We start from the raw sequence: 15,270 nt of genomic DNA, 5'->3' as shown, positions 1-15,270 counted from the left end.
ATAAATAATTAGGCTGTTTTACGTTTTTGTTTTTGAATGGTTTGATCTAACGAACTTGAAAACTCACGCTTGTCTCGCTCAGCAAGCGGTGGTGGACCACCTGTTTGTACACCTGCACCACGTAAAGTATCCATAAAATCACGCAAATGCAGACGTGCTTTAATATTAGATATTGTGTACACCTCACCACGCGGGTTAATTGCCACACCACCTTTTTCAATGACCTGCGCTGCTAAAGGAATATCTTGTGTAATGACAATGTCGTGCTCTTTCATTCGATCAACAATTTCTTGATCCGCCACATCTGCACCACTCATGACTTGAATTGAGTTAATACGAACAGATGGTGTAATGCCGACACTTTGATTTGCAACAAATGTAACTTCCATTTGATAACGATCCGATGCACGAATAATTACATCTCTTAAAATACGTGGCAGAGCATCAGCATCAACCCAAAGTTTAAATGGCAGCACAAGTGATTCCTAAATATTACGAATGGTCAGTTTATCAAATTTGTTCAACGCACATCATTGATAATCTCTTTCAAAACCTTATATGTAGATTTGTATATGCACTTGCCATCAAATCAAATTTTCATTAGTTTTAATGTGAATCTTTTGTTACTTAAAAAAGATAAATTCAGTTTCTTCAAGTCTTTGACTTGAAAATTCCGAATAACCCTCGATCTAATAGATAAATACAACCCGAAATCAATTGTGCATATGAAAAATCAAAATAGTCCTGAACGGATCACCATTGAAGATCAAAGCTTCGGTAGTCATGTAGAGCATTGGAATTTACTAACAGACCAACCTGCCACAGATGTACCTAAATGGCTTGGTTTGGCACTTGATGCTCCAATTATGCCCATGGGTTTGTGTAAAGAAGAATGTGAAATGGATGCGCAATCTTGGCTAATTCAAGGTCCAAGCAAAGCAGCCATTTTACTTAACCAAGTTATTGACGTTGAAAATAATAAACCCAAAGCAGTTAAAACGGCATTCCCAACATTTGAAAGCCCGTACAAGGTAGATGCGAAAATTGAACGCATTATCTGTGGAAAATCGAATACGCAAGCCGTTTTACAACTCAATGTAGGCGCAGGCGTTGCTTATGCATTTGACAATTTATATAGCGTAAACCACTTACAGTACGACAAAGAACAAACCTATAACGTGCAATTTAATGGTTGGGCATATGAATTAGAAGCGGTATCTGATCATGAACAAATTGTTGTTGATGATCCTGCATCTATTAAACACCACCGTGCACTAAATGATATTTTGGCGGAAAATGGTGGCGTTGCTCCTGAAAACTTACAGGAGTTATTAGATGCATGGGAACCGAAAAATGACGATGACAAAGAACCTGTAACTGTCGATTTTTCAAAAATGGTTGCTTATCTTTATGGTGAAACAATGGGACAAGAAGATGAAGCTTGGTTCCAAAGTAAGATTGTTGGCAAAACATCTATGAATTTCATGGATAATGAATATACGCTGTACGATGTCACACTTTTCTTAGAAGAAAATCAACCTGCTGTTCTTGCGCGTATTGCTACAAAAAACCAAGACTATCGCAACTTTGAAATAGGACAATACATTCGTGGAAATATTTGGCTTCAAGTCAATATTTTTAATAAAAAACAATAATTTATATAAATAAAAAATCTCGGTTTTGTTTTGCTTTTGCATAAATAAATACCGAGATTTTTTTATTACTTAATATGAGTGAATAAATTAAATATTGTTTATTTGATTATTTTATCCACAACTTTGGATTATTTTTTAATCATTTTAAATTCAAAAAATAATAGCTTATCCACAGGTTTAAATTCAATTTCTTGTTTTTAAATTCAAATAATTGTGGATAATTTTTATTCTAATTTATTTTTATAAAGATAATCTGAAAGCCTGAATTTACTTGGTTTTTTATAATAATTTGAAATTAAATCTATAAAATAATAACTTTATTAAGTTAATTTGAAATAGTACTTTATTTAATCAATATTTTATGTTAAAAATATGACAAACCAATGGAATCAACGATAAATAGATCATCGGAAATAATATCTATGAGAATCGTGCAAGAAGAAAATTTACAGCAAGTAGAACATCGAATTGGAAATCGTTACCAGTTAGATCTTATGTCATGCCTATTTTTTGTATTGGGGATGTTTGTTTCTGCTTATTTATTACACACCTTCGTTTTCTAAGACGTTATTTTTCTCGTCTAGATTCGACCAGATATAAAAAAGCCCATCATTTGATGGGCTTTTTGCAATTCTAGTTCATTTGATTAAGCATTGCGTTTCGCAAAGTCATCCATGAAGTTTACAAGCGCTTGTACGCCTTCTAATGGTACAGCGTTATAGATACTTGCACGCATACCACCAACAGAGCGGTGACCCGCTAAGTTAAGAAGATTATTTTCTTCAGCTTCTTGCAAGAATTGTTTTTCCAATTCTGGTTTAGCCAAAGTAAATGGAACATTCATAATTGAACGGTTTGCTTTAGCAATTGGGTTCGCATAGAAATCGCTTGCATCAATGTAACCATAAAGCAATTCAGCTTTCGCCATATTCGCTTTATGAATTGCTTCCACACCGCCCTGCTCTAACAACCATTCAAATACTAAGCCAGATAAATACCATGCATAAGTAGATGGTGTATTCACCATTGAATCATTTTTTGCTTGATCGCTATATTTCAAAATACTTGGAATTTCAGGTTTTGCTTGATCAAGTAAATCTTCACGAACAATAACAAGTGTTAAACCTGCTGGCCCAATATTTTTTTGAGCACCCGCATAAATTAAACCAAACTTTGTTACATCAATTGGTGCAGACAAAATACTTGAAGATAAATCTGCAACTAAAGGCTTATCTGTTTCAGGAATATTTGCAAATTGGATACCACCAATTGTTTCATTCTCAGCATAATGAACATAAGCTGCATCTACAGATAAGTTCCACGTGCTTTGATCTGTAATTGCAAGTTTACCGTCAATTGTTGTGCCTGCTTCAATAACATTGATATCGCCATAACGCTGCGCTTCTTTCAATGCCTTTTCAGACCAAATACCTGTATGAATGTAATCTGCTTTATTATTTTTCCCTAAAAGATTTAATGGAATTGCAGAAAACTGTAGCGATGCACCACCTTGTAAGAACAATACTTTATAGTTCTCAGGAATATTCATGAGTTTACGTAGATCTGCTTCTGCTTTTTCAGCAACCGCAACATAGTCTTTACTACGATGGCTCATTTCCATGATCGAAAGACCTTTACCTTGCCAATCAAGCATTTCCGCTTGAGCTTTTTCTAGAACAGCAGTAGGTAATGCAGCAGGACCAGCACAGAAGTTGTACGCGCGCATGATTTTTCCTTTCAGAGTGAAACACAATAAAATGATGGCATTTAACCACATCTAGACTATATGTGCAGTAGTTAAAGCTGAAGAAATTTCAATCCTACCGGATATTTACAATCGAAATTTCAATCAAAATGCTTTGATCACTTTATTGTGTTTATAAAACATAAAAGCAACTTACGGTAGTAAAGATAAATAATTAAACAGATTGTTTCGGTTTAACCATATTATTTACAGCCATAACATCCGCTAATATTTGATCTGACAATAGATTTTCAGCTTTGATCAAAGCTAAAACACTTTGACCTGTTTCATTTGCCAGTTTGGCAATGCGTGTTGTCGTTTCGTAACCCAAATATGGATTGAGTGCTGTAATAATCCCAATCGAATTATCAACATTTTCCTGACAATGTTCAGCATTTGCACGTATAGTTTCGATACACTTATGTTGGAACATTTTCATCGCTTTACCAAGTAAATCAATTGATTCATACAATTTAAAAGCAATTAAAGGCTCCATCGCATTTAACTGTAACTGCCCTGCTTCTGCTGCTAATGTTATGGCTAAATCATTCGCAATAATTTGATAACATGCAAGATTCATAGCTTCAGGAATCACAGGATTCACTTTACCAGGCATAATTGAGCTACCTGGTTGACGTGGTTCTAAATAAATTTCATTTATACCTGTACGCGGTCCACTAGAAAGTAAACGTAAGTCATTGGCAATTTTTGATAATTTAGTCGCGGTACGTTTTAACAAACTAGACAATAAAACGAAATCACCCATATCTGAAGTAGCTTCAATTAAGTCGGGTGCGCTACTAATATTTCGTTGCATAATTTCAGATAATGATGCAATTGCAAGCTCACGATATTTAACTTCTGTATTAATACCAGTTCCAATTGCTGTTCCACCCAAATTCACCACACTTAAAGCATCTGGCATAATTTGATTAAGCTTATTCAAATCATTTTGTAATGTTGTTGCAAAAGCACCAAACTCTTGCCCCAAAGTCATTGGTACGGCATCTTGCAATTGGGTACGCCCCATTTTTAGAATATTAGAAAACTCTTCAGATTTGCGTTTAAAACTCTGAATCAAATTTTCAAATGGCGTATTTAATTGATCAATTGCTGTAATTAAACCAATTTTAATAGCAGTAGGATAAACATCATTTGTAGATTGAGACATATTTACATCATTATTTGGATGTAAATATTGATAATCTCCTTTTGCATATCCTAAATGCTCTAAACCAATATTAGCTAGAACTTCATTAATATTCATATTTGTTGATGTTCCAGCCCCGCCCTGAATCATATCTATCGGAAACTGATCATGATATTTATAATCAAGAATTTGCTGACAAGCATATTGAATTGCATTATTTTTATTTTCATCAAGATGATTAAGTTTAAAATTAGCTTGCGCGCATGCTGATTTAACCATTGCAAGTGCATTAATAAAAATAGGAAATTGATTTAATTTATTATTACTAAGATTAAAGTTTTCTACAGCTCGAAACGTTTGAATACCATAATAAAAATTATCTGGAATTTCTTTATTACCTAATAAATCTTTTTCTGTACGTGTATTAATCTTAATATTCATTTAAATAAACTCTAATTTATATTAAACTTATATTAAAATGTATTATTCATTTTCTCTAATGTAAAAAAATATTCATGTATGCATTTTTTGCATAATAGGATTATAATTTGAAAATGTATATGCTTAAAAGTATGTATTAAGGGTTTTTTATGACACTAGAAATTCGATGGATCGAAGATTTACTTGCTCTTGAACAAGAAAAATCTATTTCTCAAGCAGCAGCAATACGCCACGTTACCCAATCTGCATTTACACGTAGAATTCAAAATATTGAAAGTACACTTGGTTTTCAAATTCTAAAACGTCATAGTAAAAACATTGACTTTACTGAAGCTGGTCAAGTTTTGCTCGCATCATCAAAAAATATTAAAAATCAACTAAATACAACAATAAATTATTTGGAAAAAAGTGTAAAAAACAATGAGCTAACGGTAAAATTTTGTGTATCTCATTCATTAATTACGCAATTTTTTCCTCGGTTTATCCATGAACTCTCCACCAACATGGAAGATCTAAAACTAGAAATTATTGCAGTAAATCTTAAGCAAGGTATGCGCTTACTGAATGATGGCTCATGCGATTTTTTAATTGGCTACTCTAGTCAGAAAAACCTACAACTACTTGATCCTTCTTTATTCTTATTCCAGAAGATTTTTGAAATGGAAATATTACCAATAACTGCATTAAACGATGATGGTACGCCTAAATACTCACTTGAAAAATCATTTCCATTATTAGCTTACAGTAAACAAGCATATTTAAGAAGTTGTGTAGATGAAGTCATTGAAAATGTTTTAGATTATAGAGTTTTATATGAAACAGATAATGCGAGTGATTTAAAAGAATTAGTTTTGCAAGGTTTAGGGATTTCATGGCTACCTAAACTTTTGGTCGAAAAAGAGATTATTGAAAATAAATTAAAAATAGTTGATTGTGAAAAATATAATATATTTCAAGATGTATACATTATTAGACGAAAAATGATATTTACAAACAAGATTAATTACATTTGGAATGAACTAACAAAATAAAATAGCAAATATCAATTTAAATAAAATCATACAATTAATTATTAAATTAGAATTCATTATAAAAATAACACAGCATAAGATAATAATGGCATAACCCATAGAATGAGCTATACCATTAATCTTTATTTTAAACGCTTAAAATTTAATTATTATCTGCCAATCGATTGATAGGTATGAGTTTATCTTCTACAGCAATAACCTCTTCCTCTGGAAGATCATGTTTATTACCTTCTGTACGCGCAATAACAGCAGTAGCGATACTATTTCCAATCACATTTGTTGCAGTTCTTCCCATATCTAAGAATTGGTCTACAGCAAGAAGTAATAAAATACCCGCTTCTGGAAGTTTAAACATCGCAAGCGTTGAGGCAATCACCACAATAGATGCACGAGAAACACCAGCAATTCCTTTACTCGTAATCATTAATGTCAACAATATCAATGTTTGTTGAGCAAAACTCAAATCAATATTATAGGCTTGTGCAATAAATAATACAGCAAATGCCATATACATCATCGAACCATCAAGATTGAATGAATACCCTAAAGGAAGAACAAAACTAGTAATACGCTTTGGCACGCCAAACTTATCTAAAGCTTCCATTGTTTTTGGATATGCAGATTCACTACTTGCTGTTGCAAATGCCAGCATTGTTGGCTCTTTTACCACGCCCATCAATCTAAAAACATCTTTTTTCAAAAATACATAACCAATAGTGATTAAAATTGTCCAAAGAATTAGTAAGCCAACATAGAATTGTCCGATAAAAATACTGTAATCGAGGATGAGTTTAGGTCCTTGAACAGTAATAGCTGAAGCAATTGCTGCAAATACAGCAATAGGTGCTAAAGCCATTACATAATCAGTAATACGGAACATAACTTTACAAAGCTCATCAATAATTCGACCAATTACTGTAGAACCACTGCTGTGTTGAACAAATGCTAATGCTGAACCAAAGAAAATTGAAAATACTAGAATTTGTAATATTTCATTATTTGCCATCGCTTCTGCAAAACTACGCGGGAAAATATGCGTAATGAAAGTTTCTAAGCTTAGGCTACTTGCACTTACTCCAACATTTACAGCTTCTTGCGGAATACTTAAATTCATACCTGTACCTGGTTGGAAATAATTTGCTAACCCCATTCCAAGCAGTAGTGAAATAAATGATGCTCCAATAAACCAACTCATCGCCTTTAGTGTAATCGATCCTAAAGAAGATGATTTACCCATTGATATTAAGCCAGAAACAATTGTTGCAAATACCAACGGAGCAATAATCATTTTAATTAATCTTAAAAATACATCTGTAATAATTTTTAAGTAGCCTGCAATTTTTGATATTTGCTCAGGTGACAAAATACTGTGAAAGATCCAACCAATCAGAATTCCTGAAATCATTGCGATCAAGATATATTTGAGCAATTTTTTTTGGTTCATTAAAATAGTTCCTTCTTCAATCTTTTTTGTATTAAGTTGATAGCCTTAATAACAAGGCATTGATGACTTTCCATGTTGATCAATTTAAGTAAGCTTCATTCTATGAAGCTAGGTGAAAATTTATTGATCCAGTAATTAACTGTGGCAAGTTTCACTTTTTTTTGAAGGAAAGGATAATGCAAAATTTTATTGCACCATGCAAAAAATGCATGTTTTTAGTATTATTCTTATGAATTGAATAACCAATTTACTCCTCATTTTATTAATTTTTACTAATCTATCTCATACATTCTTCTTATTAAATTTATAAAATAATTTAAATATTCAATACCTTATATTGTTTTACCAGTGAAACTTTTTACAACTTCCCTTTTGCATATTTACAGCATCAACCAAAATACGATTTTCATCAATTTACAAAAACGTAATTTATTACATTTAAATTTTTTTGATATTTACCGCTATAAATCAAATAAAAATACAAACCATTTACCGAGCTTTACTCGTATTATATGTGCGCTTCTAAATAAATTAACTTCGCCTTTCAAAATTTCTATTTCAAATAAATCGCCTGAAAAGCATATCCGTTTGTAATCAATAGTTGCTGATTCATACGAAAATTAATTTAATAAACTTATTAAGATTAAAAGAATAATCGAATTATCAACTTAAACTGTTAAATAATTAACCAAACGATCAGCGGTTTACTAAAAACAACAGCCTATTTGTTAGATTAACTGCAAAAATACACCCCATCCGAATTCGCTTACATATTTCACATAATATCTTCTTATTTTATAAGAAATCATGATGTGAATTTGCTACGGAATTCTTTTACCTAATCTATATTTTCAGAGCTGAGTATGAAAAGAATTAAGATTAGCCTTGCTTGGCAAATCGTAATTGCCCTTATTGTTGGTGTATTGGTAGGCTCTTTCCTACATTATTCTCCTGAATATCGCGATGATTTAGTAACGAATTTCTTGAATCCTTTGGGTTCAATTTTCATTACGCTCATTAAAATGATCGTTGTTCCACTTGTTGTATCTATGTTAATTCTAGGTATTGCAAATAGTCACGGTCAGAGTCTTGGTAAGCTTGGTTTCAAAACAATTTTATATTTTGAAATTATTACAACAATTGCAATTGTTGTTGGTCTTGTTGCTGCAAACGTATTCCAGCCTGGTGCTGGTATTGATATGTCTTCACTAACACAGGTCGACATTTCTAAATATGCAGAAACAACACATCAAGTTAGCGAAGCACATCATGGTTTAATTCAAACCATTCTTTCAGTGATTCCATCAAACTTCTTTGCTGCTTTAACTAGCGGTCAAATGCTTCCGATTATTTTCTTCTCGGTAATGTTTGGTATTGGTTTAGGTGCACTTGATCGAGAAGTTAAACAACCATTACTTAATGTATTAAACGCTGTTTCTGAAACAATGTTTAAAGTTGTTCACATGATCATGAAGTTTGCACCTATTGGTGTATTTGGTCTAATTGCTGCAACTGTTGCTAACTTTGGTTTCTCATCATTACTTCCATTGTTAAAACTTGCACTGCTTGTTTATGGCGCAATCTTCTTCTTTATTTTTGCTGTTTTAGGTGTTGTGGCTAAAATTTGTGGCTTCAGCATTTGGACGATTATCAGAATTCTTAAAGATGAATTGATTCTTGCTTATTCAACTGCAAGCTCTGAAACCGTTTTACCACGTATTATGGAAAAAATGGAAGCTTATGGTGCGCCAAAACCAGTTACAAGTTTCGTAATTCCGCTTGGTTATTCATTTAACCTCGATGGTTCAACTTTATATCAAAGTATTGCGGCAATCTTTATTGCTCAGCTCTATGGTATTGATTTAACATTAACTCAAGAAATTACCCTTGTTTTAACTTTAATGATTACTTCTAAGGGTATTGCAGGTGTTCCTGGTGTTTCTTTTGTTGTGTTATTGGCAACTTTAGGTAGCGTAGGTATTCCACTTGAAGGTCTTGCTTTCATTGCTGGTATTGACCGTATTTTAGATATGGCGCGTACTGCGTTGAACGTTATTGGTAATGCTTTGGCAGTACTTGTAATTAGTAAATGGGAAGGCGTATTTGACCAAGATAAACGTAAAGAATATGAGCTTGAGTTAAACAGCAAATAATTCTTTGTGTAATAAAAAAAGGATGTTTAGGCATCCTTTTTTTATTATTTTCTTAAATTGATTGTCACATATTAAGTTTGATTGTTACGAAAAAATAATTCGTATAAGAGATTTTATGTTAAATAATGACTAGAAGATTTAATATGATAGAACTAATTTAGGAAGGTTTTACTTGGAACAAAATTACCTAGAGATTTTTCATCTGTCGAATCTTCAGACAAATTTTAGAATCATTCAATATTCTAATAATTTTTATCTCAGCGTTTATCTAGAATCTGGATTTGAGGAAATTGAAAAAACTATCGAAATTAATAATAATTTATTTACCTTTATTTTAAATAATAAAAATCAATTCGATATCTATTCAATTAAAACAATTGAAAATACTGAGAGTCTGAAAATCGAAGAATTTTTTGTGTCATCTTCTACAGTGTATGTACTAGATGGATGCTACTTTTTGGAAAAATGGAAGGAGCTAGATGACACTTTAACTGTACATACAATGGCACTGCCAATTGACTTATTACAATATCAGCAGCTTAAGAATTTCGTATAATCGCCATTATGTTAATAAGGTTAAAATATATACAGATTTTGGTTTTTTCGCATATATCTTATAACAATCTTCTTCAATAATAGTGCTACCTAAACACAGTCAAAAAAGGAAATTGCTATGTCAAAGCCAACAAATGCTCCAAGTACTACGGGTAATCCTTCAGGTGGTGGTCGTGGAAACAATCCACCTCGTAGCAAATAATAGTCATTAATGATGGAATAAATCAGAAGGCCAAAAATTAGTGCTTTCTGATTTATTTTTATTATTAAAAGCAGAAAATATCATATTTATCTCATTTTCTGAAAGTTTCAATATGTTGGAACCAGGTCTTATCAAAATAGGAACGTATAAATAGATAAGCCATAAACCTGTTAATGAAAAACCATTAAAACAATTAGTGTCTTCATGCAGATTTTCTACACCTACCATTTGATAAAAATCGCTTAATAAGAAAACAAACCTTTTCTGTTCTTTTAGTTGTCTTACTTCATATTTGATACGCTCAACCTGTGGTTCATCTATCAAAGCAAAGCTATCTTCATCTTTTGGAACTTTTTTAGACAGATCAAAAGATGTAAGTTTCTGTTTATTCGATTCCATACATGCGATCACCTTTACTAAATTCCAAAATAGATGACTAGATGATTTCCTTTTCCCTTTTATTTTTCCAAGAAGTAAGTATTTATAAAGGGATACACTGAAAAAATTGTCATTAAAGATTAAAGAATCAAGGTGAAATAAAATTAGAAATATATTGAAGTCTCTGTGCATCAGTAAATCTAAGCTCATTAAGTTTTTATAATCTCCAATAAAAAAACTATCTTTTAGAAAAAGGTACATTTCAATTGCATTACTTCGAGGGAAATTATTTTTTTCTAAAACATTATATATCTCAACATGCTGATTCCATTCAGGAAAAATATCATTTGGGTATAGTTTTAGTGATTTAAGTGCTTGAAGAAATTGAGAATCTATTTTTAACTTTTCTGGATTATCAACGATATCATCAAATAACTCAGACGATCGTTGAGAGAGTGGCTTCCCTGCAAATGAAGTGTGATGAGCTTTTACATTTACTTTAAAAGCCTCTCTACTCTCATTTTTAATAACTTTTTTGAAACCATTTTTAGTGAGACCTTTCCACCATCTATAATGATAAGGACTTAGATGACTTGTAATAAATAAGGATTCTGCTAGAGGAATTTCTTCAGCAGGAATCTCATAGGAATCATTCATTAAAAAAACCTTAGATGAAAGTGGTTTGGCTCAATTAAACTGTTAATTGTTTCTAAAATTAACATAATACACGTTATACGAAATTCTATTAATTTTTCCTTTCAAATTAAAATGTTATTGCGTACAAAAAATCTAGATACTTTATTTCTAGATTTTTTAATGATTTTTCACATTTCACGGTCATCAAGCAATTAATATTTCTCAAAATTATTTATAAATCCTTAAAAAACCATCAGAGCATCATGCCAAGTATGAATAACAAAAAAGGACGCTTCAGCGTCCTTTTTTACAAACCATATTTCATTATTAGTTGGTAGATTCACCAAATACAGCAACGTTCAATTTACGAATTTTCGTACTGCCATTTGGCTTATCAAAACTTACATCATACTGAACCAAGTTTTTATCATAACTATATTCATAAGTGACCGTATATAAACTTGGCTTATCTGTAGATTTTTCAATTTTCTTAGACACAATTTTCTTATGCTTAAGCTCAGACTTTGGCAAAACATAAGAAAATTTACGTAAAGTTTTCGTATCTTTATTAAACTCTGCTTGTAATTCAGGTTCCAAATACGTCAGAAACTCATCAAATTTTTTATCTCGTAAATCATTATAAGCATCTACTGCAACCTGTTCCTGTGCAGGACTCGGGTTAGGAATAGCATCCATTGCCTTTTGACCAAGCTTGTCACAACCTGCTAAAGCAAACAGACTACTCAAAAGCAATATTTTTACTTTCATCATTTACACTTTTCATTGAATTTACTATTGCTAAGTATATAAAAAAAGGACGCCTAAGCGTCCTTTTTTACACAATAAAACTTAATCTTCTGATGGATTTACATCAGTTTCGATTTCAGCTTCATTTACATTTGTTGTTTCAACTTCTGAAGTTTCGCCTTCAACATCTTCAATAAAGTCATCTTCTTCTACAGCTTCTACAGAAACCACACCAACAAGAATTTCTTCATTTCCAAGACGAATTAAGCGAACACCTTGAGCATTACGACCCGTTGTTGCAACTTCAGATGCACGTGTACGTACTAATGTACCACCATCTGAAATAAGCATTAACTCTTTGCTTTCATCAATTGAAACTGCACCAACCAATTCACCATTACGTTCAGATGTCTTAATTGCAATAACACCTTTACCGCCACGTTTTTTGGTTGGGAAGTCGCCTACTGGCGTACGTTTACCATAACCATTTGCACAAGCACAAAGTACTTCACCAGTTTCTGGAACAACAACCAATGAAACAATACGGCTAATGAATGCTGAATCTGTATCTTCATCATCTGAATCTACATCTGTTTCAACATCATCTTCTACAACAGATGCTGCAAATGTTACGCGCATACCACGTACACCTTTTGCAGAACGTCCCATAGAACGTACATCTGTTTCAGCAAAGCGAATTGCTTTACCTTCGTTCGAGAACAACATAATTTGCTGTTCGCCATCGGTAATTGCAACACCAATTAAGGTATCTTCTTCTTTCAGCTCAATTGCACGTAAACCATTAGAACGAACATTACTAAATTGTTCTAATTCAACACGTTTAATTGTGCCCGATGCTGTTGCCATAAATACATAGAAGTTTTTACGTACAGCTTCAGCTTGCTGAGCAAAGTCATTAACAATTTCATCGTCAAGATCGGTTGTAGATAACTCCAAACCAAGCTGTTTCAACTGAATGCGTAATGCATCAGAAATATCATCAGCACCATCTTCAGACTCAGTTAAGGCTGCTTCAAGCTCTGTATAATGACTATTAATCACTTCATTTGTTTGTAGCGTTGCAGCATTCGCTTTCACAAATGCTTTGAAATCTGCCAAACGTTCTTTGAATTTTTTCGGTGCATCAACTACAGGTAAAATTGCTGTAATTGTCTCATTTTCATCCAGTGGTAATAAGTTCACCATTGGGCGACCTTTTGAACCACGAGATGCTTGCGGCACATCATACACTTTCAGACGGTACACTTTACCTACGTTGGTAAAGCAAAGAACCGTTGCATGGTTAGATGTCACAATCAGATGTTGAATGTAATCATCTTCTTTCATTGACGTTGCAGACTTACCACGACCACCACGACGCTGTGCGGCATAGTCAGACAATGGTTGAGTTTTTGCATAACCCGTCTTAGAAACTGTAAGCACCATTTGCTCTTCAGGAATCAAATCTTCACGAGAGAAGTCGATACGTGATTCTACAATTGCTGTCTTACGTGCATCACCATATTGCTGAAGAATAAGTGCTAATTCTTCACGAATAACATCCATCAATAAATTGAAGTCATTCAAAATTGCAGTTAATTCAGCAATTGTTGCAAGAATTTCGCTATATTCTGCATGTAACTTGTCTTGTTCAAGACCTGTTAAACGATGCAAACGAAGTTCCATAATCGCATTAACTTGCGCTGGTGATAAACGGTATACATTGCCCGCTAAACCAAATGGACGACTCGGATCTTCACCTTCAATTTCGTCAGGACGAATTGAAATTGAGCCTGCTTTTTCAAGTAGCGCAACAACACCACCACCAGCCCACTCACCCGCTTGTAAACGCTCACGCGCTTCTTGAGGGTTTGCAGATGTTTTGATGGTTTCAATAATTTCATCAATATTTGCTAAAGCAACAGTCAAACCTTCTAAGATATGACCACGCTCACGTGCTTTACGTAATTCAAACATCGTACGACGTGTTACCACTTCTTGACGATGACGAATAAAAGCAGCAATGATATCTTTCAGATTCATCAACTTAGGTTGACCATTATCTAGGCAAACCATGTTAATGCTGAATGAATTTTCTAACTGAGTGTTTTGGAACAAGTTGTTCACAATCACTTCAGCATTTTCGCCACGTTTTAAGTCAATGGCAATTCGCATACCATCTTTATCTGACTCATCACGAAGCTCTGAAATACCTTCAAGTTTTTTCTCTTTAACCAATTCAGCAATACGCTCAATGGTTTTTGCTTTGTTTACTTGATAAGGGATTTCAGTAAACACAATCGTGGTACGACCTGTTTTTTGATCTTCTTCAAAATGGTATTTGCCACGGATATGTAGACGACCTTTACCTGTACGGTAAGCATCTATAATGCCCGATTTACCATAAATAATGCCGCCTGTAGGGAAATCTGGACCAGAAATGTGTTCCATCAATCCTTCAATGCTAATATTTGGATTATTGGCATAAGCTAAACACGCATTCACAACTTCAGTCATGTTATGCGGTGCCATATTCGTTGCCATACCAACTGCAATACCTGTTACCCCATTGATGAGTAAGTTAGGTACACGTGTTGGCATTACTTGAGGAATACGCTCAGAACCGTCGTAGTTGTCTTCCCATTCAACAGTATCTTTTTCAAGATCTGCTAAAAGTTCATGGGTAAGTTTACGCATACGAACTTCGGTATAACGCATTGCTGCTGCACTGTCACCATCGACAGAACCGAAGTTACCCTGACCATCAACCAATTGATAACGTAAACTAAAATCTTGTGCCATACGAACAATTGTTTCGTATACAGCAGAATCACCATGCGGGTGATATTTACCGATTACGTCACCCACCACACGAGCAGACTTTTTGTACGCTTTGTTGTAGTCGTTGCCCAATTCGTGCATTGCGAAAAGCACACGACGATGAACTGGTTTTAAACCATCTCGTACATCAGGCAAAGCACGTGAAACAATCACGCTCATTGCATAATCGAGATATGAGCTTTTAAGTTCATCCTCAATGGCAATCGGTCTAATTTCCGATACGCTCATGCATACTCCTTGTTATACAAGCAGAATTCTGCCCGCATTTATATATCGTCAAATCAGTAAAAAGT

At 33.4% G+C, this 15,270-nt stretch carries 11 protein-coding genes; 4 read left to right on the top strand and 7 right to left on the bottom strand.

Going from position 1 to position 15,270, the window contains the following annotated elements; genetic code table 11:
- Nucleotides 1-8 precede the first annotated feature (8 nt).
- On the bottom strand, nucleotides 9-476 hold the full coding sequence (locus SKM54_RS06035) for a YaiI/YqxD family protein (protein ID WP_321087998.1): 468 nt from the start codon (nucleotides 474-476) through the stop codon (nucleotides 9-11).
- Nucleotides 477-725: 249 nt separating this feature from the next.
- Here SKM54_RS06035 and SKM54_RS06030 point away from each other — a divergent pair, with 249 nt between their 5' ends.
- A complete protein-coding gene (locus tag SKM54_RS06030) occupies nucleotides 726-1,655 on the top strand; it encodes a hypothetical protein (RefSeq protein ID WP_154772731.1) in 930 nt (309 codons plus the stop codon).
- A gap of 646 nt (nucleotides 1,656-2,301) precedes the next feature.
- Here the strand turns inward: SKM54_RS06030 and serC are convergent.
- On the bottom strand, nucleotides 2,302-3,381 hold the full coding sequence (gene serC, locus SKM54_RS06025) for a 3-phosphoserine/phosphohydroxythreonine transaminase (RefSeq protein WP_321094707.1): 1,080 nt from the start codon (nucleotides 3,379-3,381) through the stop codon (nucleotides 2,302-2,304).
- Between the two features lie 193 nt (nucleotides 3,382-3,574).
- Nucleotides 3,575-4,990, bottom strand: a complete 1,416-nt coding sequence (locus SKM54_RS06020) for an aspartate ammonia-lyase (RefSeq protein ID WP_321087996.1) — start codon at nucleotides 4,988-4,990, stop codon at nucleotides 3,575-3,577.
- A 149-nt stretch (nucleotides 4,991-5,139) separates the two neighbouring features.
- On the opposite strand from SKM54_RS06020, the gene SKM54_RS06015 reads away from it, so the two are divergent.
- Entirely contained in the window at nucleotides 5,140-6,021 is an 882-nt protein-coding gene (locus tag SKM54_RS06015; RefSeq protein WP_154772728.1) for a LysR substrate-binding domain-containing protein, read from the top strand.
- 142 nt (nucleotides 6,022-6,163) lie between these two features.
- Here the strand turns inward: SKM54_RS06015 and SKM54_RS06010 are convergent, their stop codons facing one another.
- The gene (locus SKM54_RS06010) at nucleotides 6,164-7,465 is read right to left on the bottom strand and encodes a dicarboxylate/amino acid:cation symporter (protein ID WP_321089120.1); all 1,302 of its coding nucleotides are present in this window, start codon (nucleotides 7,463-7,465) and stop codon (nucleotides 6,164-6,166) included.
- 863 nt (nucleotides 7,466-8,328) lie between these two features.
- Here SKM54_RS06010 and gltP point away from each other — a divergent pair.
- Both gltP and SKM54_RS06000 read left to right on the top strand, forming a co-directional pair.
- The gene (gene gltP, locus SKM54_RS06005; RefSeq protein WP_154772726.1) at nucleotides 8,329-9,618 is read left to right on the top strand and encodes a glutamate/aspartate:proton symporter GltP; all 1,290 of its coding nucleotides are present in this window, start codon (nucleotides 8,329-8,331) and stop codon (nucleotides 9,616-9,618) included.
- Nucleotides 9,619-9,790: 172 nt separating this feature from the next.
- Complete coding sequence (locus SKM54_RS06000; protein WP_321089121.1) at nucleotides 9,791-10,174, top strand: hypothetical protein; 384 nt, start codon at nucleotides 9,791-9,793, stop codon at nucleotides 10,172-10,174.
- Between the two features lie 207 nt (nucleotides 10,175-10,381).
- On the opposite strand, the gene SKM54_RS05995 is transcribed toward SKM54_RS06000, so the two are convergent.
- From SKM54_RS05995 to gyrA, 3 genes are all read right to left on the bottom strand, one after another.
- Complete coding sequence (locus SKM54_RS05995; RefSeq protein WP_321094704.1) at nucleotides 10,382-11,410, bottom strand: hypothetical protein; 1,029 nt, start codon at nucleotides 11,408-11,410, stop codon at nucleotides 10,382-10,384.
- A 306-nt stretch (nucleotides 11,411-11,716) separates the two neighbouring features.
- Nucleotides 11,717-12,157 (bottom strand): DUF3887 domain-containing protein, encoded by a 441-nt coding sequence (locus SKM54_RS05990; RefSeq protein ID WP_321089263.1) that lies wholly within the window; start codon nucleotides 12,155-12,157, stop codon nucleotides 11,717-11,719.
- 81 nt (nucleotides 12,158-12,238) lie between these two features.
- Entirely contained in the window at nucleotides 12,239-15,205 is a 2,967-nt protein-coding gene (gyrA, locus tag SKM54_RS05985) for a DNA gyrase subunit A (RefSeq protein ID WP_321089123.1), read from the bottom strand.
- Nucleotides 15,206-15,270: the final 65 nt, after the last annotated feature.

The organism is Acinetobacter faecalis (genome assembly GCF_034187745.1).
Classification (GTDB): domain Bacteria; phylum Pseudomonadota; class Gammaproteobacteria; order Pseudomonadales; family Moraxellaceae; genus Acinetobacter; species Acinetobacter faecalis.
Note: the sequence above shows the minus strand (reverse complement) of the source record. Positions and strands in the feature narration are given on the sequence as shown.